The organism is Pseudomonas sp. RGM2987 (genome assembly GCF_022952855.1).
Taxonomy (GTDB): domain Bacteria; phylum Pseudomonadota; class Gammaproteobacteria; order Pseudomonadales; family Pseudomonadaceae; genus Aquipseudomonas.
Genome location: NZ_JALJDX010000185.1, coordinates 22,348 through 46,262, shown reverse-complemented (window position 1 = coordinate 46,262; position 23,915 = coordinate 22,348). Strand labels below are relative to the sequence as shown.

General features: G+C 63.2%; 21 protein-coding genes. 4 read left to right on the top strand and 17 right to left on the bottom strand.

Features of this window, described 5'->3' with window-relative positions; translation table 11 throughout:
• Positions 1–250 precede the first annotated feature (250 nt).
• From RGM2987_RS12015 to RGM2987_RS11960, 12 genes are all read right to left on the bottom strand, one after another.
• Positions 251–1,330: a tartrate dehydrogenase gene (locus tag RGM2987_RS12015; RefSeq protein ID WP_245141204.1), complete on the bottom strand. Its 1,080-nt coding sequence runs from the start codon at positions 1,328–1,330 to the stop codon at positions 251–253.
• A 40-nt stretch (positions 1,331–1,370) separates the two neighbouring features.
• On the bottom strand, positions 1,371–2,828 hold the full coding sequence (locus RGM2987_RS12010; protein ID WP_245141202.1) for an NAD-dependent succinate-semialdehyde dehydrogenase: 1,458 nt from the start codon (positions 2,826–2,828) through the stop codon (positions 1,371–1,373).
• Between the two features lie 394 nt (positions 2,829–3,222).
• Entirely contained in the window at positions 3,223–4,380 is a 1,158-nt protein-coding gene (argE, locus tag RGM2987_RS12005; protein WP_245141200.1) for an acetylornithine deacetylase, read from the bottom strand.
• On the bottom strand, positions 4,377–5,528 hold the full coding sequence (locus RGM2987_RS12000; protein ID WP_245141197.1) for an FAD-binding oxidoreductase: 1,152 nt from the start codon (positions 5,526–5,528) through the stop codon (positions 4,377–4,379). The genes argE and RGM2987_RS12000 overlap by 4 nt, the downstream gene beginning before the upstream one ends.
• The gene (locus tag RGM2987_RS11995; RefSeq protein ID WP_245141194.1) at positions 5,525–6,916 is read right to left on the bottom strand and encodes an FAD-dependent oxidoreductase; all 1,392 of its coding nucleotides are present in this window, start codon (positions 6,914–6,916) and stop codon (positions 5,525–5,527) included. Before RGM2987_RS11995 ends, RGM2987_RS12000 begins: the two co-directional genes overlap by 4 nt.
• The gene (locus RGM2987_RS11990; RefSeq protein ID WP_245141192.1) at positions 6,898–7,206 is read right to left on the bottom strand and encodes a (2Fe-2S)-binding protein; all 309 of its coding nucleotides are present in this window, start codon (positions 7,204–7,206) and stop codon (positions 6,898–6,900) included. The genes RGM2987_RS11995 and RGM2987_RS11990 overlap by 19 nt, the downstream gene beginning before the upstream one ends.
• Positions 7,203–9,047: an ABC transporter ATP-binding protein gene (locus tag RGM2987_RS11985; protein WP_245141189.1), complete on the bottom strand. Its 1,845-nt coding sequence runs from the start codon at positions 9,045–9,047 to the stop codon at positions 7,203–7,205. The genes RGM2987_RS11990 and RGM2987_RS11985 overlap by 4 nt, the downstream gene beginning before the upstream one ends.
• A gap of 1 nt (position 9,048) precedes the next feature.
• A complete protein-coding gene (locus RGM2987_RS11980) occupies positions 9,049–9,924 on the bottom strand; it encodes an ABC transporter permease (protein WP_245141186.1) in 876 nt (291 codons plus the stop codon).
• Positions 9,921–10,877 carry an ABC transporter permease gene (locus RGM2987_RS11975; RefSeq protein ID WP_245141184.1) on the bottom strand — a complete coding sequence of 319 codons (957 nt, stop codon included), beginning with the start codon at positions 10,875–10,877 and terminating at the stop codon, positions 9,921–9,923. Before RGM2987_RS11975 ends, RGM2987_RS11980 begins: the two co-directional genes overlap by 4 nt.
• A gap of 48 nt (positions 10,878–10,925) precedes the next feature.
• Entirely contained in the window at positions 10,926–12,569 is a 1,644-nt protein-coding gene (locus RGM2987_RS11970; protein ID WP_245141182.1) for an ABC transporter substrate-binding protein, read from the bottom strand.
• Between the two features lie 85 nt (positions 12,570–12,654).
• Positions 12,655–13,929, bottom strand: coding sequence for an FAD-binding oxidoreductase (locus RGM2987_RS11965; protein ID WP_245141179.1), 1,275 nt, complete (start codon positions 13,927–13,929; stop codon positions 12,655–12,657).
• Between the two features lie 34 nt (positions 13,930–13,963).
• Positions 13,964–14,632, bottom strand: coding sequence for a haloacid dehalogenase type II (locus tag RGM2987_RS11960; RefSeq protein ID WP_245141175.1), 669 nt, complete (start codon positions 14,630–14,632; stop codon positions 13,964–13,966).
• 816 nt (positions 14,633–15,448) lie between these two features.
• Between RGM2987_RS11960 and RGM2987_RS11955 the strand changes: the two genes are divergently transcribed.
• Positions 15,449–16,909, top strand: coding sequence for an aldehyde dehydrogenase family protein (locus RGM2987_RS11955; RefSeq protein ID WP_245141173.1), 1,461 nt, complete (start codon positions 15,449–15,451; stop codon positions 16,907–16,909).
• 5 nt (positions 16,910–16,914) lie between these two features.
• On the opposite strand, the gene RGM2987_RS11950 is transcribed toward RGM2987_RS11955, so the two are convergent.
• The 3 genes from RGM2987_RS11950 to RGM2987_RS11940 form a co-directional block, all read right to left on the bottom strand.
• Positions 16,915–17,304, bottom strand: coding sequence for a GFA family protein (locus RGM2987_RS11950; protein ID WP_245141166.1), 390 nt, complete (start codon positions 17,302–17,304; stop codon positions 16,915–16,917).
• Between the two features lie 69 nt (positions 17,305–17,373).
• Positions 17,374–18,114 carry a CPBP family glutamic-type intramembrane protease gene (locus RGM2987_RS11945; RefSeq protein WP_245141162.1) on the bottom strand — a complete coding sequence of 247 codons (741 nt, stop codon included), beginning with the start codon at positions 18,112–18,114 and terminating at the stop codon, positions 17,374–17,376.
• Complete coding sequence (locus RGM2987_RS11940; RefSeq protein WP_245141159.1) at positions 18,111–19,040, bottom strand: LysR family transcriptional regulator; 930 nt, start codon at positions 19,038–19,040, stop codon at positions 18,111–18,113. The genes RGM2987_RS11945 and RGM2987_RS11940 overlap by 4 nt, the downstream gene beginning before the upstream one ends.
• A gap of 141 nt (positions 19,041–19,181) precedes the next feature.
• On the opposite strand from RGM2987_RS11940, the gene RGM2987_RS11935 reads away from it, so the two are divergent.
• Positions 19,182–19,574, top strand: a complete 393-nt coding sequence (locus RGM2987_RS11935) for a RidA family protein (RefSeq protein ID WP_245141157.1) — start codon at positions 19,182–19,184, stop codon at positions 19,572–19,574.
• A gap of 186 nt (positions 19,575–19,760) precedes the next feature.
• On the opposite strand, the gene hemB is transcribed toward RGM2987_RS11935, so the two are convergent.
• Together hemB and RGM2987_RS11925 are read right to left on the bottom strand one after the other, a co-directional pair.
• On the bottom strand, positions 19,761–20,735 hold the full coding sequence (hemB, locus tag RGM2987_RS11930) for a porphobilinogen synthase (RefSeq protein ID WP_245141155.1): 975 nt from the start codon (positions 20,733–20,735) through the stop codon (positions 19,761–19,763).
• A 258-nt stretch (positions 20,736–20,993) separates the two neighbouring features.
• Positions 20,994–21,692, bottom strand: coding sequence for a glutathione binding-like protein (locus RGM2987_RS11925; RefSeq protein ID WP_245141153.1), 699 nt, complete (start codon positions 21,690–21,692; stop codon positions 20,994–20,996).
• Between the two features lie 288 nt (positions 21,693–21,980).
• Here RGM2987_RS11925 and RGM2987_RS11920 point away from each other — a divergent pair, with 288 nt between their 5' ends.
• Together RGM2987_RS11920 and RGM2987_RS11915 are read left to right on the top strand one after the other, a co-directional pair.
• Complete coding sequence (locus RGM2987_RS11920; protein WP_245141151.1) at positions 21,981–22,655, top strand: histidine phosphatase family protein; 675 nt, start codon at positions 21,981–21,983, stop codon at positions 22,653–22,655.
• A gap of 91 nt (positions 22,656–22,746) precedes the next feature.
• Entirely contained in the window at positions 22,747–23,799 is a 1,053-nt protein-coding gene (locus RGM2987_RS11915) for a permease (protein WP_245141149.1), read from the top strand.
• Positions 23,800–23,915: the final 116 nt, after the last annotated feature.

Here is a 23,915-nt window from a genome sequence, read left to right as displayed (position 1 = left end):
GCTTTGGCTTGAAAGCCCGCTCCCACAGTAGATCGCAGGTGTATTCAGTCTGGTGGTCGGCACAAGAACCTGTGGGAGCGAGCCTGCTCGCGATGACGGCGGCACATCCAACATCATTGCGCCTGACAGGCCGCTATCGCGAGCAAGCCCGGCTCCCACAGGGTTTTGTGGCGGGGCCTGCTGCGATGATTAAAAAAGCCCGCAGTGTGAGCAGGCAAAGGTGTCGCAGGTTCGTCAGGCGGGTTAACGATCAGAGCGCTGCGGCAATCGCCGCGCCGACCTCCTGGGTCGAACCCTGGCCGCCCAGGTCAGGGGTGATCGGACCTTGGGCGATGACCTGCTCGATGGCCTGGAGAATCCCGTCATGGGCCGCCCGGTAGCGCTCGTCGCCGTTGCCGAGGAAATCGAGCATCAGCGCGCCGGACCAGATCATCGCGATCGGGTTGGCGATGTTCTTTCCATAAATATCCGGTGCCGAACCGTGCACAGGCTCGAACAGCGACGGAAAGCGCCGTTGTGGATCGAGGTTGGCCGACGGTGCGATGCCGATGGTGCCGGCGCAGGCCGGGCCGAGGTCGGAGAGGATGTCGCCGAACAGGTTCGAAGCCACCACCACATCGAAACGGTCCGGCTGCAACACGAAACGGGCGCAGAGGATATCGATGTGTTGCTTGTCCCATGTCACCTGCGGGTACTGCTCGGCCATCAACGCCGTGCGCTCGTCCCAGTACGGCATGCTGATGGAGATGCCGTTGGACTTGGTCGCTGCCGTCAGGCGCTTGCGCGGCCGGGTCTGGGCCAGGTCGAAGGCGAACTTGAGGATGCGGTCCACGCCACGCCGGGTGAACACCGACTCCTGGAGCACGAACTCGTGCTCGGTGCCTTCGAACATCTTGCCGCCGACGGATGAATATTCGCCCTCGGTGTTCTCGCGGATCACCACGAAGTCGATGTCCCCCGGCTCGCGTCCGGCCAGCGGGCACGGCACGCCGGGAAACAGCCGCACCGGGCGGATATTCACGTACTGGTCGAAGTCGCGACGGAATCTGAGCAGCGAGCCCCACAGGGAAATGTGGTCCGGCACCTTGTCCGGCCAGCCGACGGCGCCGAAGTAGATCGCGTCGAAATCCTTGAGTTGTTCGAACCAGTCGTCGGGCATCATCTGCCCGTGCTCCAGGTAGTAATCGCAGTGGGCCCAATCGAGCACTTCGATGCTCAGGTCCAGCTGCCATTTCTGTGCGGCCTGCTCCAATACCCGCAGCCCCTCTGGCAGGACTTCCTTGCCGATACCATCGCCGGCGATGGCGGCGATTCTGAATGGTTTGCTCATTGATCGTGGCTCCCTGGTGTCTGTTCAAACGATAGCCGCATCACAACCCGCCGATGTGGAAGGCTTTGACTTCGAGGTATTCATCCAGGCCGTACTTGCTGCCTTCGCGACCCAGGCCCGATTGCTTGATGCCACCGAACGGCGCGACTTCCATGGAAATGATCCCGGTATTGAGGCCGACCATGCCGAACTCCAGCGCCTCGCCGAAACGCCATGAACGGCGCAGGTCCTGGGTGAAGAAATACGCACCCAGGCCATACGGCGTGGCGTTCGCCAGGGCCAGCGCCTCTTCCTCGGTACTAAAACGCATCAACGGCGCAACGGGGCCGAAGGTTTCCTCATTCGCCAGCAACATCCCGGCATGGGCCTCGCCCAAGACCGTCGGCTCGACGAACTGACTGGCGCCATCCGGGACCCCGCCACAGAGCAGGCGTGCACCCTGGCTCAAGGCGTCATCGATATGCCGGGCGACCTTGCCGACGGCCGCCAGGTTGATCAGCGGGCCGATCGTCACGCCGGCCTCCAGGCCGTTGCCCACCTTGAGCTTGCCCACCTCTTGCACCAAGCGCTCGGCGAAGCGTTCGTAGATGCCATCCTGCACCAGGATGCGGTTGGCGCACACGCAGGTCTGGCCGGCGTTGCGAAACTTGCTCAGCATGATCCCGGTCACGGCCTGTTCCAGGTCGGCGTCGTCGAACACGATAAAGGGCGCATTGCCACCCAGTTCCAGGCTCAAGCACTTGATGTGTTCGGCGCTCTGGCGCATCAGCAGGCGGCCGACTGCGGTGGAGCCGGTGAAGGAAATCTTGCGCACCGTCGGGTTGCCGGTCAGTTCTTCGCCGATGCCGGCCGGCAGCCCGGTCACCACGTTGAACACCCCGGCCGGGATCCCGACCCGCTCGGCCAGCACCGCCAGGGCCAAGGCCGACAAGGGCGTCAGGTCCGACGGCTTGACGACGACAGGGCAACCCGCCGCCAGGGCCGGCGCGCATTTGCGGGTGATCATCGCATTGGGGAAATTCCACGGGGTGATCGCGGCACACACGCCCACCGGTTGCTTGAGCGTCAGCAGGCGACGGTCGCCGCTGGGGGTCGGAATGGTTTCGCCATACACCCGGCGCGCTTCCTCGGCAAACCATTTGGCGAAACCGGCGCCGTAGCGGATCTCGCCCTGGGCTTCGGCCAGCGGCTTGCCCTGCTCGCAGGTCATGATCAACGCCAGGTCGTCGAGGTTGTCCATCATGGCTTGATACCAACGCTCAAGCAGCGCCGCACGCTCCGCCGCCGGACGCGCCCGCCACGCCGGCCACACGCGCTCGGCGGCCTCGATGGCGCGGCGGGTTTCGACGCCCTGCATGGCCGGCACCCGGGCGAGCAACTCGCCGCTGGCCGGGTCGATGACGTCCAGGGTGGCGGCATCGTCCGCGCCGAGCCACTGCCCGTCGATATAAGCCAGATCTGCCAATAGGCTGGGGTCTTTCAAGCGATTCTTGAGCATGGTCGTGTCCTGTTCCGAGGGTGATTCCAGTCTAGGGAGATGCCACGGGGCAGGATGCTGAAAGCGCGGTTTGGGCAGTGTTGGATGCTGTAATTTATTCTGAAGCAGCAGGCTCTACCGAGGCATCAGCAACACCGCCAACCCCGTGTGGGAGCGAGCTTGCTCGCGATGCGGTGGGTCAGTCGGCGGCGATGTTGAATGTCAGATCGCAATCGCGAGCAAGCTCGCTCCCACAAGGGTTCTGAGTGGATAAAAATTTCGTGCACGTCACAGATCCCTTGTGGGAGCGGGCTTGCTCGCGAAGGCGGTGCATCAGTTGGCACATCGCTGGATGACACACCGTTTTCGCGAGCAAGCCCGCTCCCACAGGGAACTGGGTTGGCTTGGAAGTTGGTTATAGCTTCAACGACCCCAGCAATCCTTCGAGAAAGCGTTCGCCGGCGTCCATCTGGCTGACCTCGATAAACTCGTCGGGCTTGTGCGCCTGTTCGATGGAGCCCGGGCCGCAGACCACCACCGGTACATCCAGCCGCTGCTTGAACAAGCCACCTTCAGTGCCGAAGGAGACTTTGGCGGTACCGATATCCGGAGCGGCGAAGTTTTTCAAAAAGCGCACCGCTTCCACGCTCGGATGGGTGTCCAGGCCTGGATAGACATTCAAGGTCTGGATCTCGATATCGGCCACGCTGGAGAGCTTTTTCGCCTCGCGCACGATGGCTTCGGCACGCTCACGCAACTGTTCCAGGAACAGCTCCAGGTCATCGGCCGGCAGGTTGCGCACTTCGAAATCCAGGGTGCACAGGTTGGGCACGATGTTCAGCGCCTTGCCACCGGTAATCTGCCCGACATGCACGGTGCTGTAGGGCACATCGTAATCGGTATCCTGGGCGCCTTGCTCCTGCAACTGCTGCTGGCTCTGGCGCAACGCGGCGATGAAATCGCAGGCCACGTGGATCGCGTTGACCGAACGAGGCGCCAGCGACGAATGCGCCTCCAGGCCCCGGCAGTAAGTGCGATAGGAGCCCTTGCCCTTGTGCCCGAGCACGAACTGCATGTTGGTCGGCTCGCCGATCACGCACAGGAACGGCCGCACCGGCGCCAGGTGCAGCACGTCAAGCAGGCGACGCACCCCCACACAACCGATTTCCTCATCGTGGGAAAGCGCCAGTTGCAACGGCCGGTTCAACGCGTGGTCGGCGGCTTCGAGCATGGCGTCGACAGCCAGGGCGATGAAGCCTTTCATGTCGCAGCTGCCGCGCCCGTAGACCCGTCCGTCGCGCAGCGTCGCCTGGAACGCCGGGACCGTCCAGGCCTGCCCCGTCGCCGGCACCACGTCGGTGTGCCCGGAGAGCAAGACGCCGGGCAATTCCCGTGGCCCGGTGCTGGCAAACAGGTTGGCCTTCTTGCCGCTTTCATCCTTGACGATCAGCGACTCGATGCCCTTGCCCAGCAACAGCTCGCGCACGTACTCGATCAGGGCCAGGTTCGATTCTGAAGAGACCGTTTCGAACGCCAGCAGGCGTTCGAAAATGGCCAGTACCCGGGGTTTCATGAGGCCTTGCTCCGTTCAGCGGAAGGGGCGAACCGACTGACGGAAAACGGTTCGATCGAGGTGCTGGTGCTGCCGGTGCTGATCAGTTCGGCCATCACGTCACCGACCCCAGGGCCGAGCTGGAAACCATGGCCGCTGAAACCGAACGCGTAGTACAAGCCATCGACGTTGCCGCTGCGGCCCATGACCGGCAGCGAGTCCGACAGATAGCCTTCGATGCCGCTCCATACGCGAATGATGTTCAGATTGCCAATACCCGGCAGCAAGCGCCGCATCTGGTCCAGCTGATTGAGGGTACTGCGCGGCTCGACATAGGCCCGGCGGTTGAGCATGTCCGGTTTGCTGCGATAGCCGCCACCGATGATGATGTTGCCCCGAGGGATCTGACGGAAATAGATCACCTCTTCAGGGATTTTAGTGTAGACCCCGATCACCGTTGGCAAGGCGTAAGGCACCGGTTCGGTCACTGCCATCTGCGGGCCGTTGGTCTCCAGCGGCACCGGCTCACCGAACTGCGCCGAGAGTTTCTCGCCCCAGGCACCGGCGGTGATCAACAACTGGGCGGCGCTGAACTGGCGGCCATCGGTGGTGCTGATGCGGAATTCGCCAGCGACTTTCTGCACCTCGGCCACTTCAGTGCGTTCCTCGATGTGTGCACCCAAGCGGCGTGCTGCCCGGGCAAAGGCCGGGGCGGCGAGGCGCGGGTTGGCGTGACCGTCGTGGGGCGCATAAGAGCCGCCCTTCACCTCCTTGCCGAGGAACGGAAAACGCTCATGCAGCTCCTTGCCGCGATAAATCTGCAAATCCAGCTGCGCCGCCTCGGGTGCAGCCGCGTAGGCCTCAAGTTCAGGGATTTCATCTTCGCGATAGCACACGCGCATGTGCCCGCTGGCGATGAATTCCAGGTCGTCATCGATCAACTCCGGCAGACGCTTCCACAGCGCGAAGGAGCGGTTCGCCAGCGCCAGTTGCCCGAGGTAGCGTCCCTGGCGCCGCACGTTGCCGAAGTTCACGCCGCTGGCGTACTGACCGATCTGGTCGCGCTCCAGCAGGATCACCGACTGCCCGCGCTGGCGCAGGAAAAACGCGGTCGCCGAGCCCATCAGCCCACCGCCGACAATCACCACATCGGCTTTATCCGGGGTCATGACGACACCTCCTGGGTGAGCATCGAAAGCGGTTTCACCGGGGCTTGTCCACGCTGGCGTCCGACCTGCTGCACATCGACACCGGCCGCCGCGGCAATCACCTCGGCGCCGGCCTGGGAGCAATACCGGCCCTGGCAACGGCCCATGCCGACCCGGCTGAAAGCCTTGGCGCGGTTGACCTCGCAGGCGCCTTTCTCACTGACGGTGCGGCGCAACTCGCCCGCGCTGATCATCTCGCACCGGCAGACAATGGCTTCGTCCGGCAAGGCCTTGGCTTGCTCCGAAGGCCAGGGGAATGCCTGAGCCAGGCCGAGGCGAAACGCATCCATGACTTTCAGCGCCTGGCGATGCTCACCAAGCTGTGCGGCGTCCACCGACTGTTGCAGGTCGCTCAGCAGCGCCAGGGCGACCAGCCGCCCGGCGTGCTCGGCGGCATCGGCACCGCGGATCTTCGAACCGTCGCCGGCAGCATAGACACCACTGACCGAAGTCCGGCCCTCTTCGTCCGTGTCCAGCCACCATTGGCTGGAGGCCTCGTCAAAGCGCAGGCGACAGCCTGCAAGGTCAGCCAGTTGAGTTTCCGGCCGCAAGTGGTAACCCAGTGCCAGCGCGTCGCAGTCCACGGTCAGGGTCTCGCCGTTAGCGGTGCGCACCTGCACGCCACTGACGCCGCTAACCGCCTCGCCGAGTACCTTGAGGGGTGAAATTCCCAGGTGCACCGGGATCTTCGCCCGATACAGCTGCGCCAGCAGCTTCATGCCGGTGAACAGCAGTCCCGGGCGCGCCATGAGTTTGGGCAAGGCCTTGAGACGATTGCCCAGGGGCGAAGTGTCCAGCACGGCGGCGACCGTGGCCCCGGCTTTCACGTACTGATTGGCAACCAGGTACAGCAACGGCCCGCTACCCATGAACACCACGCGCCGGCCAATGGAAACCGCCTGGGCTTTCAAGGCGATCTGCGCCCCGCCGAGGCTGTAGGTGCCGCCCAGTTGCCAGCCTTCGACCGGCATCAACCGATCGGTGGCGCCGGTACAAAGGATCAGCGCGTCGTAATCCACCGTGGTGTGCCGGCCCTGGCTGACGCAGCACAGTTGGCCCGGTGTCAGGTTCCAGACCAGGGTGTCCGGCCGGTAGTCGACCTGTGGCCGCAGGTGGTCGAAGCTTTCGTGCAGGCTCTGGGCCTTGGCCGCTTCGGTGCCGTACAGCGTCGCGTAGCTGCGGGTGAATCCTTCGGGCTGGCGGCGATAGATCTGCCCGCCATCACGCCGGTTCTCGTCAATCAGGATCGGCTTGAAGCCCGCCGCGACCAGGGTCTCGGCGCAACGCACCCCGGCCGGCCCGGCGCCGACAATGACGATTCGCTGAGTGTTCAGCCGCGCAGTGGCCATATTGCCTCCGGTTGCTTGGTGATGATGTCCAGCCCTTCGCGCACCTCGTTGGAACAGGCACGCAGGCGCTCGCCGCCGCGGGTCCAGACCCAGCAATCCTGGCAGGCGCCCATCAGGCAGAAACCGGCGCGGCTGCCGGGGTCGAACTCCGACTGGCGCAACGCCGGCCCCTGGGTCAGCAGCGCCACCATCAGGGTGTCGCCCTGCAATGCTTCGACGGGCACGCCATCGACGGTCAACTTGACGACGGGCCGGCCCTGTTCGGCCAGCCTCACGAAACGGGCACTCATGCGTAGGCTCCCACGATCATGCTGTTTGAATCCTGCTGGCTCTTGAGCAACTCAGCGCTGTCGTGATGACAGAGCACTTCACTGCCGCCGTCGATGATCCGTCGTGGCGGCGTGCTGTGGTTGCACACCCCGTCGACCCGCACCGGGCAGCGGTCGAGGAACGTGCAAAGGTCCGCCGCAGCGGTCCTTGGGCCCAAGGCCGGCAGCGTGCCGCAGGTGGTGGCGCCACAACTTTCCAGCCAACCCTGGCGCATCTCCGGCACCGAGTGGATCAGCAGGTCGGTGTACGGATGGAACGGCGCCTGGGCGAAGGATTGCCGGGTGCCGGCCTGGACCTTGTGGCCGCTGTACATCACCACGATGTCATCGCACAGCGCGCGCACCGTGGAGATGTCGTGGCTGATGAACAGGTACGAAACCCCCAGTTGCTGGCGCAGGTCGCGTAGCAGTTCGAGGATCGCCGCGCCGACCACGGTGTCGAGCGCCGAGGTCACTTCATCGCACAAAATAAGGTCCGGCTTGGCGGCCAGGGCCCGGGCCAGGTTGACCCGCTGTTTTTGCCCGCCGGAGAGTTCGCTGGGGCGACGCTCGGCGATGTCCCGGGGCAGGCGCACCAGATCCAGCAATTCAGCGATACGCTCGCGCAGCGCGGTGCCCTTGAGGCCGAAATACATTTTCAACGGCCGGCTAAGGATGGTGCTGATGCTGTGCATCGGGTTGAGCGCGGTGTCGGCGTTCTGGAAGACCATCTGGATCCGCCGGAACTGCTCGTCGGTGCGCGCCGACAGGCTGCCGCCCAGGGGCTGGCCGTCAAACGTCAGCCCACCGAGGGCCGGAGTCAGGAGCCCCGCCACCACCCGGGCCAGGGTCGATTTGCCGGAACCAGACTCGCCGATCACCCCAATGGCCTGGCCCCTGCGCACGGTCAGGTCGATGTCTTCCAGCACCCGGATCGTCGGCATGCCGTGCTGGTTCTTGTTGCCGTAGCCGGCGGTCAAGCCCTTGATGGTCAACAGCGGTGTATCTTCAGCCACGCCGCAGGGCGGGCGAATGGTCGTGTCCGGTCGCGCTGCGGCCAACAAGCTGCGGGTGTACGCGTGGGCCGGGCCTTTGAGCAATGGGGCGGTGGCGCTGTGTTCGAAGATCTGCCCGCCATTGAGCACCACGATCTGGTCGGCCATTTGCGCTACTACGGCCAAGTCGTGGGACACGTAGACCGCCGTCGCGCCACGTTCGCGCACCACGCGCTTGAAAGCGCGCAGCACGTCGATCTGAGTGGTCACATCCAGGGCGGTGGTCGGCTCATCGAGCACCACCAGCAACGGGTCGCTGATCAGCGCCATGGCCGCCATCACCCGTTGCAATTGCCCGCCGGAGACTTGATGGGGATAGCGCCGGCCGATGCGCTCAGGGTTGGGCAAGGCCAGGTCACGGAACAGCTCCATGGCCTTGGCTTCAAGGGTGGCACGGCTGCCCAGGTCATGGATCAATGCGCCCTCCACCACCTGGTCGATCAGCCTTTTGGCCGGGTTGAAAGCAGCGGCGGCGCTTTGGGCGATGTACGACACCCGATTGCCGCGCAAGCCTTGCAGCTGGCTCTCGCTCAAGGCCAGCATGTCATGCTCACCGATCTGCACCACCCCGCCGGCCAGGCGACAACCGCGTCGGGCATAACCGAGCAGCGCCAGGGCGATGGTGGTCTTGCCGGATCCGGACTCGCCGATCAATGCCAGCACTTCACCCTTTTCCAGGGAGAAGCTCACGCCCTTGACGATGTCCACTTCGCCGCGCTCGCCGCAAGCGGTCACGCGCAAGTTCTCGACTCGGATCAATTCGCTCATATCAATGGCCTCCCGTGCGCCGGTTACGCCGCGATGACAGGCGGTCGATAAACAGATTGACGCCAATGGTCAGGGTGCCGATGGCCAAAGCCGGAAGCACGATGGCCGGCGCGCCCTGGGTCAGGCCACCGATGTTCTCACGCACCAGCGAACCCAGGTCGGCATCCGGTGGTTGCACTCCGAGGCCGAGGAAACTCATGCCGCTGAGCAAAAGCACGATGAAACCAAAGCGCAGGCCCAGGTCAGCCAGCACCGGGTTGAGCATGTTGGGCAGGATTTCCACACAAGCGATGTACAGCCGACGCTCGCCGCGGGTCCGCGCCACTTGCACGTACTCCAGGGCCTCGATGTTCACCGCCATGCTGCGGGCGATACGGAACGCGCCCGGCGTATAGCTCAGCACCGCCGTGCACACCAGCAAGGTTACCGATGAGCCAAATGCCGAGACCATGATCAGCGCCAGCATCTTGCTCGGGATCGAAATGAAGGCGTCCATCAGGCGGCTGATCAGCTCATCCAGCCACTTGGGCGACACCACCGACAGCAGCGCGCACGTGGTCCCAAGACCACTGGACAACACCGCCGCCACCAACGCCAGGCCCACCGTAAAGCGCGCGCCCACCAGGATGCGGCTGAGCATGTCGCGCCCCAGGTAATCGGTGCCCAGCGGGTAAGCGGCGCTGAGGCTGTCGAAGACATTGTCAGAGACCACTTCGCCCACCGGATGCGGTGCCAGCCAGGGACCGAAGATCGCCACCAGCAACCAGATTGCACACATCGCCGCGCCGATCAGTCCGAGCCAGGACGAGCCGTGAGGGTCTTTGCCCAACGCCAGCGCGACGGCCGCCGTCTGGGGTTTTCCAATGAGATTGTTCATTGATTTCTCAGCCTCGGATTGGAAAGGATCGCGCACAGGTCGGCAATCAGTACCAACGCCAGGTACGCCGTGCAAAACAGCATGGTGCAGGCCTGGACCAACGCCATGTCACGGTTGGTCACGGCATCGACCATCAGGCTGGCGATGCCGGGATAGTTGAAGATCGTCTCGACGATCACCACCCCGCCCAGCAGGTAGGACAGGCTCAAGGCAATCGCATTGGCGATTGGCCCGATGGCGTTGGGCAAGGCATGGCGCAAGACCACCCGCACCCGGCTCACGCCTTTGAGGCGAGCCATTTCCACATACGGGCTGTCGAGCTGATCGATCACCGCAGCCCGGGTCATGCGGGCCATTTGCGCGACGATCACACAGCACAGGGTCATCACCGGCAAGGCATAGGTGCGCATGAATTGCCACGGCGAGGTGATCTCGCTGGAATAGGACAGCGCGGACAGCCAGCCCAGGTTCACCGCGAATATCAGCACGGCCAGGGTGGCGACCAGGAATTCCGGCACGGCCACCATCATCAGGGTAAAGAAGCTCATGAAGCCGTCGAGACGACCACCCCGCCCCATGGCCGAACCGATGCCCAGGACCAGTGCCACGGGCACCGACACCAGCGCGGTGGCGGCTGCCAGCATCAGCGTATTGGGCACCCGGCCGGCCATCAGTTCGGTGACCGGCACGGCATTGGACACCGAGGTGCCCATGTCGCCGCTGAGCAGGCTCATCAACCAGTGCAGATACCGCAACACACCCGGCTGATCCAGGCCCATTTTCACCCGCAGGGCCGCGACCTGTTCCGGCGTGGCGAACTGTCCGAGGGACTGCTGTGCCGCGTCCCCCGGCAATACCGCCGTGATGGCGAACACCACCATCGATACAATCAACAGGGTCACCACGGCGGCGCCCAGGCGCCGGCCGATCAACCACAGTGTGTTGCTATTCATCTGCCCACCCTCCTGCGCTGCCTCGCCAGAACGAGAACCCGATGATCATCAGGCGTCCAGCCAGATTTGCTCGGCGAACATGTAACCCATGAAGCCACCCAGCGGGTTGGTGCCGTAGCCCTTCACGCGCTGGTCGACGCCATCGATGTTGCTGATGAACACCGGGATGCCAATGCCACTGTGGTCATGCACCAGGGTCTGCATGTCCGCATACATCTTGCCGCGCTTGGCCTCGTCGGTCTCGCCCCGGGCCTGGACCAGCAACTGGTCGAACTGTTCGTTTTTCCAGCCGGACTCGTTCCACGGCGCGGTGGACTGGAAGAACTGCGAGAACAGCATGTCGGCGTTGGGGCGCGGGTTGATGTTGCCGAAACTCAGCGGGTGCTTGGCCCAGTGATTGGACCAGTAGCCGTCGCTCGGCAGACGGTTGACGTTGAGCTTGAGCCCGGCTTCCTTGGCCGACTGTTGCAACAGCACCGCCACGTCCACCGAACCGGTGGCGGCCGGCGAGCACATGACCGGCATGCTGATACTTTCCATCCCGGCCTTCTTCAACAGGAAGCGCGCCTTCTCGGGATCGTAGGTGCGTTGCGGCAGCTCGGCGTTGTAGAAACGTGAGCCGGGGGCAATCGGGTGATCGTTGCCGACCCGGGCAAAGCCACGGAAGATCGCCGACTTGACCTGCTCGCGGTCGAGCAACAGCTTCATGGCCTCGGTGAATTCCGGGCTCTGGCCGGGCATCTGGTCCTGGCGGATGATCAGGTCGGTGTAGTTGCCCGATGGCGAGTCCACGACACGGTGTTTGGCGCTGTCCTTGATGCGCGTGGTCGAGCGCGGGTTGACCTCGTTGATGATCTGCACGTCGCCGGACAACAACGCATTGACCCGCGACGGCTCGTCGGCGATGCCAATAAACTCGATCTCGTCCAGGTACGGCAGGCCGGGCTTCCAATAGTTGGTATTGCGCGCACCGACAGAACGAACGCCGGGCTTGAATTCCTTGACCTTGAACGGGCCGGTACCGATGCCCTGGTTGAAGTCGCTGGTGCCCTCGGGAACGATCAACATGTGCGACACCGCGAGGATCGATGGCAGCTCGGCATTCGGCCCGCTCAGGCGGATCTGCACTTCGTGGATGCCGGTGGCCTTGACCTCGGCGAACTGCTCCGCCAGCGGCAGGACCTTGGAGCCGGTCAGCGGATCCTTGTGGCGCATCAGCGAGAACACCACGTCGGCGGCGGTCAGGCCCTTGCCGTTGTGGAAAGTCACCTCTTTGCGCAGGGTGATCACCCAGAGCGTGGCATCGGTGGTGTCGATGCGTTCGGCCAGTTCCAGTTGCGGCACCATGTGGCTGTCGAAGCGGGTCAGGCCGTTGTAGAACATGTAGTGACGCACGTAGTCGGTGGACGACGAGCCTTTGGCCGGATCCAGGGTGTCGGCGGTCGAGCTGGAAATACCGGCGACGCGGATCCTCCCGCCGGGCTTGCCTTTGCCGGCGCTCGCCTCGTCATCGGCCAGCAGCTTGCCGGCAGCGCCGAACAGACTGCCGGCGCCCGCTGCGGCCACCCCGGCCAAGCCGAGCATCTGCAATGCATGGCGGCGGGACATGCCGCGATTGAGCCCTTCGAAAACCCGCAGACTTTCTGTACCGGTGATCAACTGGTCTTTGATGCCGTTTTTAGTGTCACTCATGTCAGTTCTACCTTTCGGAAAATGATAGGGCTCGATTACGTGCGATCAACGCAACGTGTTGTAACGCCAAACAACGCCATGCAACTCAGTGCAGGTAGTCCTGCAAGCGGTAATACGCACCGACCAGGGGCAAGAACCACGGCTTGCCGAAATGTCCGGGGATCGCCGGCCAGTCGAGCTCGCGCCAGGGGTTGGCCTCGACTTTGCCAGCCATGACCTCGGCCATGACCTGGCCCATGTGCACCGACATCTGCACGCCATGGCCGCTGTAGCCCATGGAGTGGAAAACCCCGCCATGCTGGCCGGCCCGGGGCAGGCGATCGGAGGTCATGTCCACCAGACCTCCCCAGCAATAGTCGATCCGGGTGTTCGCCAACTGCGGGAACATCTGCACCATCGCCGCTTGCAGCACCTTGCCGCTCTTGGCGTCGGAAACGCTGTCGGACATGGCAAACCGCGCCCGTCCGCCAAACAGCAGGCGGTTGTCCGGGGTCAGGCGAAAGTAGTTACCGATCATCCGACTGGTGACATAGGAGCGGCGCGCCGGCAACAGGCTGTCGATTAGCGCGTCGGAGAGCACCTCGGTGGCGATCACGAAACTGCCCACCGGAACGATCCGCCGCCGATACCAGCCCAAGCCGCCTTGCTGGCTGGCGCCGGTGGCCAACAGAACCTGCGAGGCCTGCAACGAGCCCTTGCTGGTGTTGACCTGATAGCCGCCAGAGCGGGCCGTCCAGTCTTTCACCGTGACGCCCTGGAAGATCAACGCGCCGTGACGCGCAGCAGCCTCGGCCAGGCCGACACCGAAGCGCCCGACATGCATTTGCACGCCGTTGCGCTGCAGCAGGCCGCCGTGAAATTGCGCCGAATTGGCTTCCTCCCGGGTCTCCTGGACGGACAGCAACTCAACGTCGGCGTCGACTTCCTTGCGGATCAGTTCACAGGTGCGCGCCAAGCCTTCGTAGTGCATCGGTTTGGCGGCCAACTTGAGCTTGCCGTTGCGCGTCAGGTTGCAGGCAATCGCTTCCTGCTCCACCAGCGAAACGACGCTTTGTACGGCGCTTTCATAAGCCTGGTAATAGGCACGGGCCTTATCGGCACCGAGGCTGGCGGTGAGCGCGGTGTAATCCTGGGCAACGCCGGTGCTGCAATGTCCGCCGTTGCGCCCCGATGCCTCACCAATCACCCTGCCCGCTTCCAGTAACGCCACGCTGGCGCCCTTCAAGGCCAGGGCCCGCGCGGCCGCCAAACCGGTCAAGCCGCCGCCGACGATGGCGACATCGACCTGCCCGGGCAAGCCACCGAGCTGTGCACCCGTGAACGCCGGTGCGGTATCGAGCCAATAGGACTCATTGCCCATATCCAACCCCTTTCCCGTTCAAGAGCGCCTGGACTCAGAGCCCGACCAGCGCGGCCAGACCGCTGATGTCCGGGATCTGCTGGTAGCCGTACACCGCGTTGGCCGGTTGTTCATGACCACGGGCGACGAAGGCTTTGTTCTTGATCTTCATGTCGTGGGCAGACATCAGGTCGTAGCGGAAGCTGGACGACACGTGCAAGACGTCTTCCGGCCCGCAGCCGAGGTTGTCGAGCATGAACTCGAAGGCCGCCAGGCGCGGCTTGTAGGCCTGGGCCTGCTGGGCGGTGAAGACTTTATGGAAAGGCGCGCCGAGCTTCTCGACGTTGGACATGATCTGCTCGTCCATCGCGTTGGAAAAAATCACCAGGGGGATCTTGTCGGCGATTTTCGACAGGCCCGCCGGCACATCGGCGTGGGGGCCCCAGGTTGGAACGGCGTCGTAGAAAAGCTGGCCTTCGCCGCGGTATTCGACGTTCCAACGCTTGCAGACCCGCATCAGGGAGGTCTTGATGATTTCATCATACGGCCGCCAGTCGCCCATCACCTGATCCAGGCGATAAGCGGAGAAGTCCTTGACGAACTGGTCCATCTGCCCGGCGTCGACCCGGTCGGCGAACAGCTCGCGGGTCATGGTGCCCATCTGGAAATTGGTCAACGTGCCGTAGCAGTCGAAGGTGATGTACTTGGGTCGAAGAAAGCTCATGAGTGCGGTCCTGGATTGTTGTAGAAGGCATGACGAAGCAAACATTGACGCTGTTCGTGAAGCACCGGTGCAACGCTGCATCACGTTTTCATTACAACACCATGAGACCGTGGATAAATCGTTAAAAATACCGGCCGCTTGGTACAAACCACCGTTTTGCGGGGCCCGCTCAGCAGACTTTGCGGGATGCGCCAGGGCTGGGCGTTTCACCCGGTTTATGTGGCTTTACGGGCCGTTCTGGTGCGCAAATCAAGGCCCTGGAAGGCATTTGGCGGCAGAATCTGCGCCTTACGGAGGTGGGTCAGCTTGTAGAGATGTTGGATGTGCCAATGTCTTCGCGGGCTTGCTCGCGAAAGCGGTGGGTCAGCTTGTAGAGATGTTGAATGTGCCAATGTCTTCGCGGGCAAGCCCGCTCCCACAGGGTTATGGGTGTACACGGATTCGGCGTCCACGCAAATCCACTGTGGGAGCGGGCTTGCTCGCGAAAGCGGTGGGTCAGCTTGTAGAGATGTTGGATGTGCCGCCGTCTTCGCGGGCAAGCCCGCTCCCACAGGGTTATGGGTGTACACGGATTCGGCGTCCACGCAGGTCCACTGTGGGAGCGAGCTTGCTCGCGATGCGGTGGGTCAGCTTGTGGAGATGTCGGATGTGCCGACGTCTTCGCCAAGTCAGCCTGGCAGATACAGCAGATTTGTCCTGTGCCGGGCCCGAGAACGGCACATTCGGTCCGGCCCGCTTTGTTAATTTATCCAGCAGAAAACGGCATTGCGCGCTGCTGCATGCAACGCCTTGGAACGCTCTAGAGGAGCCTGCTGGATGACAAACCTTTCTTTGAACCACCACAGCGTCGACCCACAAATATCCGGGCAGCTTTATATCAATGGCCGATGGTCGCTGCCGGTAGACCCGGCGACGCTGCCGGTGGTCAACCCGGCGACCGAGGAAGTCATCGCTGAGGTCGCCCGAGGCTCCAGCGAGGATGTTGACCGCGCGGTGGCAGCCGCACGTGCAGCGTTTCCCGGTTGGTCCGCAACCCCGGTGGACTCCCGCGCGCTGATCCTCGGCAAGATTCATGAGTTGATCCTCGAACGCCAGGAAGCCCTGGCCCAGGCGCTATCGCTGGAAATGGGCGCAGCCATCAGTTTCGCCCGGGTCATGCAGGTGCCGCTGGCGGCCGAACACGTGCGGGTGGCGTGCGACCTGCTGTCCACCTACCGTTTCCGCCGGGTGGAGAACGGCACCGCTGTGGATCGCGAACCCATCGGCGTGTGCGGCCTGATCACGCCGTGGAACTGGCCGCTGTATCAGATCACCGCCAAGGTCGCCCCGGCGATTGCCGCTGGCTGCACGGTAGTGCTCAAACCCAGCGAACTGTCACCGCTGAGCGCCCTGCTGTTCGCCCAACTGGTGCATGACGCCGGCCTGCCGCCCGGGGTCTTCAACCTGGTGAACGGCAGCGGTGCCGAAGTCGGCGCGGCCATGGCTGCGCATCCCGACATCGACATGATTTCCATCACCGGCTCGAACCGCGCCGGTGCATTGGTGGCCCAGGCCGCCGCGCCGACGGTCAAACGCGTGACCCAGGAATTGGGCGGCAAGTCGCCTAACGTCCTGCTGCCGGACGCCGACTTCGCCAAGGCCGTGCCGCCCGGCGTGATGTCGGCGTTTCGTAATGTCGGCCAGTCATGCAGCGCGCCGACCCGGATGATCGTGCCGAGAAACCGACTGGCGGAAGTCGAGGCACTCGCCGCCGCTACTGCCAACGCCATCATCGTCGGTGACCCGTTGTTAGAGGGCACCGTGCTCGGCCCCATCGCCAACGAGGCTCAATTCCATCGTGTGCAAACCATGATCGAGGTCGGCCTGGACGAAGGTGCGAAACTGCTGTGTGGCGGACCTGGGCGAGTGCAAGGCTTCGAAAAAGGCTTCTACACCCGCCCGACGATTTTCTCCAATGTCGACAGCAGCATGCGCATCGCCCAGGAAGAAATCTTCGGTCCAGTGCTGTGCATCATCGCCTATGACACCGTGGACGAAGCCGTCGCCATCGCCAACGACACCGTTTATGGGCTGGGGGCGCACGTGCAATCCCAGGACCTTGAACTGGCCCGCAGCGTTGCGTCGCGAATCCGCTCCGGCCAGGTGTTGCTCAATTACCCGGCGTGGAATCCCATGGCACCGTTCGGCGGCTACAAGCGCTCAGGCAATGGCCGGGAGTATGGCGTGCATGGGTTCGAGGAATACCTGGAGATCAAGGCGATTGTCGGGTTCGGTTGACCGCCCTACTCCTCGAACCGCCCGCTGCCCTCACGGTCATGTGCGTAATGCCTGAGCGGGAACGGCGGCAGCCAGGACTCACGGCGCACGGTCCAGCTTTCATAAGTGGGCACCAGTTGATCGGGGGCATCGAGGATGCCCAGGTGGATCTCGATTTCATCGCTGCTACAGGCGAAAAGCGACGAGCCACAGCGAGGGCAGAAAAAACGCCCGGCATAGTCCCGGGTCTCACCCTCGATGGTTACCGCCTCCATCGGGAACACCGCCGCGGCGAAAAACAGCGCGCCGTGGTGCTTGCGACAGTCGAGGCAGTGACACAGGCCAACCCGGTAGGGGCGCCCTGAGGCCTGGATACGAACGTTACCGCACAGGCAACTGCCGGCGAATGGGTCCATGGTAGGTCTCCTCAACAATCACATGTTCGGATGCACCTTCGACTCCCCTGCCCGCGCTTGGTTTAATTCCTATGCCCCCACCATCGGCACCGCAATCAGCAATATCGCAGTCCCATGGGTCGCCGTCGACGCAACCACGCCATAGCGCATGCGAACGAGCCCGCACGCCACGCCCTCAACCAAGGTGAACAGCAAGATAGGCCAGCCGAGCTGGGTGACGCTCAGGGCGAGGAAGGCATGCAATGCCGAGAACGTCAGGGCGCTGAGCAACGCTGCTCGCAGCGCACTGGCGTGCTGCTCCAGATACCCTTGCAAGAAACCACGAACCAGCACCTCCTCCAGCGCGTTGGCCCCATAGGCGAGCATCGCCATGCCGGGCAACCAGGTCCAGTAGTCCGCAGTTGCCGCTGGATCAGCGCCTTGGGAAAGGCGCAGTGGGAAACCGATCAAACATCCGACGACTATGCCCACGACCGGGCCGGCCAGCCGGTTACCCTTGAATAGAACAACCAACCGCCACAAATCCGGCAACCCGCGAGGGATCAGCGCGACCAGCATCAGCGACGAACCGCCCAACATGGCCAGCACGAACGGGTTGGCGAGAAATCCGATCTGCAAATTGCCATTGAGCCGCCACATTTGCAGCGGGGTCATGACGTCACGCATCAGCACGAATGCCAACACCAGAATCAGGATACGCAGTCCTGTCTGGCTCCTGGGCGTCAGACCAAACCACAAGCCAAAGAGTACGAGGCCCGGTGCCAGGTAAATGGCGTATTCCAACAGCACAGCGATCCCTTCTGCGATCATTCGACACTTCCCTTGATAGTGACAGGCGCCTGCTGCGCCATCAGCTCGACAATCCAGTCGATGAACACCCGCAGCTTGGCACTGATATGCCGGTTCGGCGGGTAAGCAATGTACAGCGGCATCGGGTCGAGTCGCCAGTCTTGGAACAACGGCAGCAGTTCGCCCTGCGCTTCGTGGCGCCTGGACATGTAGGTGGGCAGCCACAGCACGCCCAGCCCCGCCAGACCGGCGGCAAGATAAGCGTTGCCATCGTCGACCGCCAGGGCGTAGCGGCCTTTGATGTGCAGGTGCTCGTGGTGATTGTGCATGGCGTACGGCACCGGTTTGCCGGTGCGCGCCCATAGGAAGCCGACGATGCGATGGGCCGAATCTTCCAGCTCCAACGGATGCGCCGGGATGCCCATGCGCGCCAGGTAGCTCGGTGCGGCGTAGACGCCCAAGGCAAGGTCGCCGATGCGTCGGGCGATCAGCGACTGGTCCGTCAGCTCGCCGCCGCGCACAACACAATCGACGTTTTCATCGATGATGTCGACGATGCGATCACTCACCCCCAGGTCGATCTGAATGTCCGGGTAGCGCTCGTAGAACGCAGGCAAGGCCGGTACCAGGATCATCGCGGCCAGCGGGCTCGGCACGTCCACTCGCAACCGGCCCCTGGGCAATGCTTGGGCGCCGGAGAGGCTGGTCTCGGCATCGTCCATGTCGGCCAGCAAGCGGATCACTCGCTCATAGAAGGCCGCGCCGTCGGCGGTGACGTTGACTTTACGCGTGGTGCGGTTGAGCAGCTTGACCCGAAGCCGTGCCTCCAGCTGCTGCACCAGTTGGGTGATGGTGGTCTTGCTCATGTGCAGCGTTTCGGCAGCCTTGGTGAAGCTGCCCGCCTCCACCACCCGCACGAATGCCTGCATCGCGTCGAAACGGTCCATTTTTGCCCCGGTCACAGCGTCGATTGTTTGGGTTTTACAAACAGTGATCGCCAAGGTTGCTCGTTTATCGTCCCGGCACAAGACCCTAAAGTGACTTTCATCGTTGATTCGGGCCCCAACAGGCCCTTGATGGAGGTGGTTATGGCACAGCGTGACGTAGTTTTCCCGGCCGGGCGCCAAGCGCTTTATGAGCGCAACCGGTATTCACCGGCGATCCGTTCCAATGGCTTTCTGTTTGTCTCGGGACAAGTGGGCAGCACCGAAGATGGCTCGCCGGAGGCGGACCTGGAAGAGCAGACCCGGCGGGCGTTCAATAATCTCAAGGCGATCCTCGCGGCCGCTGATTGCACGTTTGACCATGTGGTGGACGTCACCGTCTTCATGGTCGATCCGCAAGCGAAGTTCGAGACGATCTGGAAGGTCGTGCCTGAGTTCTGGGGCAATGCACCGCATCCGACGCTGACGGCGGTGGGGGTGACGTGGCTCTATGGGTTTGATTTCGAGATCAAGGTGATTGCCAGGTTGCCGGAGTGATGGGCTGAGTTGGGGGACGGCGGTGGCTGTACTGGCGGCATCGTCGGATCGCCGCCCGGAGCAAGCTCGCCCCCACAGGGATCCGGGTCGGACTTGAGTTCCAGATCAGCACAAACTCCCACAGGACTCTGTGGGTGGGCTTGGATTTTCAGGGCAGCGCAAACTCCCACAGGGCAATGGCGTGGATCAGATCCCGCCCAGCGCCAGGTCCATCGCAAAGTAGGTGAAGATCAGGTCGGCGCCTGCCCGCTTGATCGCACCGAGGCTCTCGCGTACCACGCGGGCTTCGTCGATGGCCCCGGCCTGGGCGGCGAACTTGATCATCGCGTACTCGCCGCTGACCTGGTAGGCCGACAGCGGCAGGTTCGAGGCCTGGCGGATGTCGCGGATGATATCCAGGTAGGCACCGGCCGGCTTGACCATCAGTGCATCGGCGCCCTCCTGTTCGTCGAGCAACGATTCGCGCAAGGCTTCGCGGCGGTTCATCGGGTTCATCTGGTAGCTCTTGCGATCGCCCTTCAGGGCACTGCCACCGGCCTCGCGGAACGGTCCGTAGAGTGCCGAGGCGAACTTGGTCGAGTACGCCATGATGGCCGTCTGGCTGAAGCCGGCTTCATCCAGGGCTTGGCGAATCGCCTGGACCTGGCCATCCATGGCCGCCGACGGGGCAATCACATCGGCCCCGGCACGGGCTGCCGCGACCGCTTGCTTGCTGAGGTTGACCAGGGTCCGGTCGTTGTCCACTTCGTGCCCATGGAGCACGCCGCAGTGACCGTGATCGGTGTACTCACAAAAGCAGGTGTCGGACATCACGATCATCTCCGGCACCGCGTCCTTGCAGATCGCGGCCATGCGCGCCACCAGGCCGCGCTCGTTCCAGGTATCGCTGCCGTCGCTGTCCAGGTGATGGGACACGCCAAACGTCATCACTGACTTGATGCCGGCACGGGCATAGCGTTCGATCTCGCTGGCCAGCCTAGCCTCAGGGATACGCACCACGCCGGGCATGCTCTTGATCGGCACGAAATCGTCGATTTCTTCCTCGACGAAAATCGGCAGCACCAGGTCGTTCAGGCTGAACTCGGTTTCCTGGAACAGGCTGCGCAAGCTTGCATTGCGACGCAGACGGCGTGGGCGTGCTTCGGGGAACTGGCTGGACATGGGACTCCTGAGCAAGAAGGCGCTGGATCGAAGGAGACAAAGCTTATGCCCTGGTCGCCCAAGGCACAAACGCAGGCTGGTAAGTAGAGTGTTACCTGCCCGGCAATAATCCCTTCACAGCGTCAGCGAGCCATTGATGCAGGTCACCACCGCGGCCACATAGGTCGAAGGCGGAGCAGCGGCGGCGCCAGGAATGCCAGGCCAGGCTCGCTACGGCAAACCAGGCCGACGCCGCATTCCTGCACGATCCATGTTCACTCACTCCGGAATCTTCAACCCGCGCGCCACGGCCGGCCGCGCCAGGAAGCGCTCCAGCACCCGCGTCACGTTGGGGAAGTTCTGGATGCCCACCAGATCGCCCGCTTCATAAAAGCCGATCAGGTTGCGCACCCAGGGAAAAGTGGCGATGTCGGCGATGGTGTAGCGCTCGCCCATGATCCAGTCCCGTCCTTGCAAGCGACCGTCGAGCACCTTGAGCAGGCGCTTGCTTTCCTCGACGTACCGGTCACGGGGCCGCTTGTCCTCGTAATCCTTGCCGGCGAATTTGTTGAAGAATCCCAACTGCCCGAACATCGGGCCGATCCCGCCCATCTGGAACATCAGCCACTGGATCGTCTCATAGCGCGCCGCCGATTCCTGGGCCAGCAACTGACCGCTCTTGTCCGCCAGGTAAATCAGGATCGCCCCCGACTCGAACAACGCCAACGGCTGGTCGCCCGGCCCATAGGGGTCGAGAATCGCCGGGATCTTGTTGTTGGGATTCAGGGACAGGAACTCGGAGGAAAGCTGATCGTTGCTGCCGAAGTCGACTTTGTGCGGCTCGTACGGCAGACCGATCTCTTCCAGCATGATCGAGACTTTCACGCCGTTGGGGGTCGGCAGGGAGTACAGCTGAATCCACTCAGGGTATTGGGCGGGCCATTTCTGGGTGATGGGGAATGGGGTCAAGTCAGCCATGATCGTGAACGCCTTAGAGAGATAGGCGACCGAGGATAATCTAAATCATCGGTCTCATGGATCGATGGATTCATCCCGCTGTTCTTAATTTCGCAACATCCTGTCGCTAAAGTTCCCCTTACTTCGGGAAGGAGCCCGTCGCAGGATCGAACCAAAGGGCCTCGACGGACTCTGAGCAATGCCCCGAGGAATCGAAGCGGCGTATCGACAGGGAAAACACCCGAGGCCACGAGCTTCGCGGTGCCAGGGTTTGTCAGCCTGATTCGAAAGAGCCGAAGAACTTATTCGATGATCAATCCACTGAATTTTGCCAAGCGTTTCAAACACCGTTCCTGGCTGGTGCTGCCCACCTTGCTGGTGGTCGGTGGCCTGGTGCTGGTGCTGGAATCCGGTGTCAGCCGCGCCCAGCCGGCCGACGGCGTGCAGACCCTGGTGTTCCTGCGCCACGCCGAGAAACCCGCCGGCGGCCTGGGCCAGCTCAACTGCCAGGGGCTCAACCGCGCCATCGACCTGGCGACTCTGCTGCCGGAAAAATTCGGTAAGGCCGACTATGTGTTCGCGGCCAACCCTACCCGCAATGTCGAAGAGGGCGAGCTGGACAACTCCTACAGTTACATCCGCCCACTGATGACCATCAGTCCCAGCGCCATCAAGCTCGGGCTGCCGGTGAATATCAACTACTCGGCCAACGACACCAGCGACCTGGCTGAGGAATTGCTGCACGACAAGTACCACAACTCCACCATCTATACCGCCTGGTCCCATGGCTACCTGCCGGAGCTGATCAATACGGTTGCCGGCGAGGCCGTGGGCAAGAAACAGACGATTACCGATGACTGGGCCTCGGGCGACTACGATTCGCTGTACGTACTGACCCTGACCTGGCACAACGGCAAGGCCAGCCTGAGCAGCCAAAGCTACAAGCAGGGCCTGGACAACGGCAAGGACACCTGTCCGACCTGATCTGTCGGCACTTCCCACAGGCAGGGCGGATCGCGCTTTGGCCGTGCTGGGTTATGATGCGGGCACTTGTCCAACTGCCTGGAACTTCTCCATGTCCGTATCCTCTGCGGCTCCCCACCGGGGCTGGTCGTTCTGGTGGAAACCCGCCCTGTTCCTGCTGGTCGCCTGCGTCGGCCTGTACTACGTCAAATGGTCGCCCTACTACCTCAAGGCGTTTGTCGCTGCCGACAACCACAGCATTGGCAATTCGATCCTCAACGACGCCCAGACGGCGCCACTGACCGCTGCACTGGCCTACGCCAGGGTGTACTTCCTGGCGATCTGGAAGGCCGCGGTGCTGGCGGTGATCCTCGGCTCGCTGCTGCAAGTGCTGATTCCCCGCGACTGGTTGCTGCGCCTGTTCGGCCGGGCCGGTTTTGCCTCGACCCTGCGCGGCGGGCTGTTCGCCCTGCCGGGCATGATGTGTTCATGTTGCGCCGCGCCGGTGGCGGCCGGCATGCGCCGGCAGAACGTGTCGGTGGGCGCGGCGCTGGCCTTCTGGATCGGCAATCCGGTGCTCAACCCCGCCACTCTGGTGTTCATGGGTTTCGTACTGGGTTGGGGCTTCACCGCCCTGCGGCTGGTGGCGGGTATCGTGCTGGTGTTCGGCGTGTCGATGGTGGCCCAGCGCATCGCACGGCCCGATGCCCTGCCCGAGGCGGCGGTTGAAGCGGTGGCCGAGGCCAGCACGGCGGATGAGCAACCGTTCCTGGCCCGCTGGGGCCGGACCCTCTGGCAGCTGTTCTGGAGCACCATCCCGGTCTACGTGCTGGCCGTGCTGGTGCTGGGCGCGGCGCGGGTCTGGCTGTTCCCTCACGTCGACGGCGCCATGGCCGACAGCCTGCTGTGGCTGGTGCCTTTGGCGGTCGTCGGCACACTGTTCGTGATTCCCACTGCCGCAGAAATCCCTATTGTGCAGACCATGATGACCCTGGGCATGGGCACCGGCCCGGCCGTGGCGCTGTTGATGACCCTGCCGAGCGTCAGCCTGCCCTCGCTGCTGATGCTGCGCCGGGACTTTGATGCGCGGGTGTTGGTGACTGTGGCCGTGCTGACCATGGTGGTGGGGATTGTGTTCGGGTTGGTTGGGGCGGTGGTGCTTTAGCAGATGCCGGATCGCCACAGATCCTGTGGGAGCGGGCTTGCTCGCGAAGGCGTCGGCACATTCAAAAGGGATGCAAGCTGACACACCGCTTTCGTCGGATCGCCGCCCGGAGCAAG

Bases quoted from the DNA above. Each gene is read 5' to 3' on its own strand.
- RGM2987_RS12015 (WP_245141204.1), bottom strand. From the start codon at position 1,330: ATGAGCAAACCATTCAGAATCGCCGCCATCGCCGGCGATGGTATCGGC.
- RGM2987_RS12010 (WP_245141202.1), bottom strand. From the start codon at position 2,828: ATGCTCAAGAATCGCTTGAAAGACCCCAGCCTATTGGCAGATCTGGCT.
- argE (WP_245141200.1), bottom strand. From the start codon at position 4,380: ATGAAACCCCGGGTACTGGCCATTTTCGAACGCCTGCTGGCGTTCGAA.
- RGM2987_RS12000 (WP_245141197.1), bottom strand. From the start codon at position 5,528: ATGACCCCGGATAAAGCCGATGTGGTGATTGTCGGCGGTGGGCTGATG.
- RGM2987_RS11995 (WP_245141194.1), bottom strand. From the start codon at position 6,916: ATGGCCACTGCGCGGCTGAACACTCAGCGAATCGTCATTGTCGGCGCC.
- RGM2987_RS11990 (WP_245141192.1), bottom strand. From the start codon at position 7,206: ATGAGTGCCCGTTTCGTGAGGCTGGCCGAACAGGGCCGGCCCGTCGTC.
- RGM2987_RS11985 (WP_245141189.1), bottom strand. From the start codon at position 9,047: ATGAGCGAATTGATCCGAGTCGAGAACTTGCGCGTGACCGCTTGCGGC.
- RGM2987_RS11980 (WP_245141186.1), bottom strand. From the start codon at position 9,924: ATGAACAATCTCATTGGAAAACCCCAGACGGCGGCCGTCGCGCTGGCG.
- RGM2987_RS11975 (WP_245141184.1), bottom strand. From the start codon at position 10,877: ATGAATAGCAACACACTGTGGTTGATCGGCCGGCGCCTGGGCGCCGCC.
- RGM2987_RS11970 (WP_245141182.1), bottom strand. From the start codon at position 12,569: ATGAGTGACACTAAAAACGGCATCAAAGACCAGTTGATCACCGGTACA.
- RGM2987_RS11965 (WP_245141179.1), bottom strand. From the start codon at position 13,929: ATGGGCAATGAGTCCTATTGGCTCGATACCGCACCGGCGTTCACGGGT.
- RGM2987_RS11960 (WP_245141175.1), bottom strand. From the start codon at position 14,632: ATGAGCTTTCTTCGACCCAAGTACATCACCTTCGACTGCTACGGCACG.
- RGM2987_RS11955 (WP_245141173.1), top strand. From the start codon at position 15,449: ATGACAAACCTTTCTTTGAACCACCACAGCGTCGACCCACAAATATCC.
- RGM2987_RS11950 (WP_245141166.1), bottom strand. From the start codon at position 17,304: ATGGACCCATTCGCCGGCAGTTGCCTGTGCGGTAACGTTCGTATCCAG.
- RGM2987_RS11945 (WP_245141162.1), bottom strand. From the start codon at position 18,114: ATGATCGCAGAAGGGATCGCTGTGCTGTTGGAATACGCCATTTACCTG.
- RGM2987_RS11940 (WP_245141159.1), bottom strand. From the start codon at position 19,040: ATGGACCGTTTCGACGCGATGCAGGCATTCGTGCGGGTGGTGGAGGCG.
- RGM2987_RS11935 (WP_245141157.1), top strand. From the start codon at position 19,182: ATGGCACAGCGTGACGTAGTTTTCCCGGCCGGGCGCCAAGCGCTTTAT.
- hemB (WP_245141155.1), bottom strand. From the start codon at position 20,735: ATGTCCAGCCAGTTCCCCGAAGCACGCCCACGCCGTCTGCGTCGCAAT.
- RGM2987_RS11925 (WP_245141153.1), bottom strand. From the start codon at position 21,692: ATGGCTGACTTGACCCCATTCCCCATCACCCAGAAATGGCCCGCCCAA.
- RGM2987_RS11920 (WP_245141151.1), top strand. From the start codon at position 21,981: ATGATCAATCCACTGAATTTTGCCAAGCGTTTCAAACACCGTTCCTGG.
- RGM2987_RS11915 (WP_245141149.1), top strand. From the start codon at position 22,747: ATGTCCGTATCCTCTGCGGCTCCCCACCGGGGCTGGTCGTTCTGGTGG.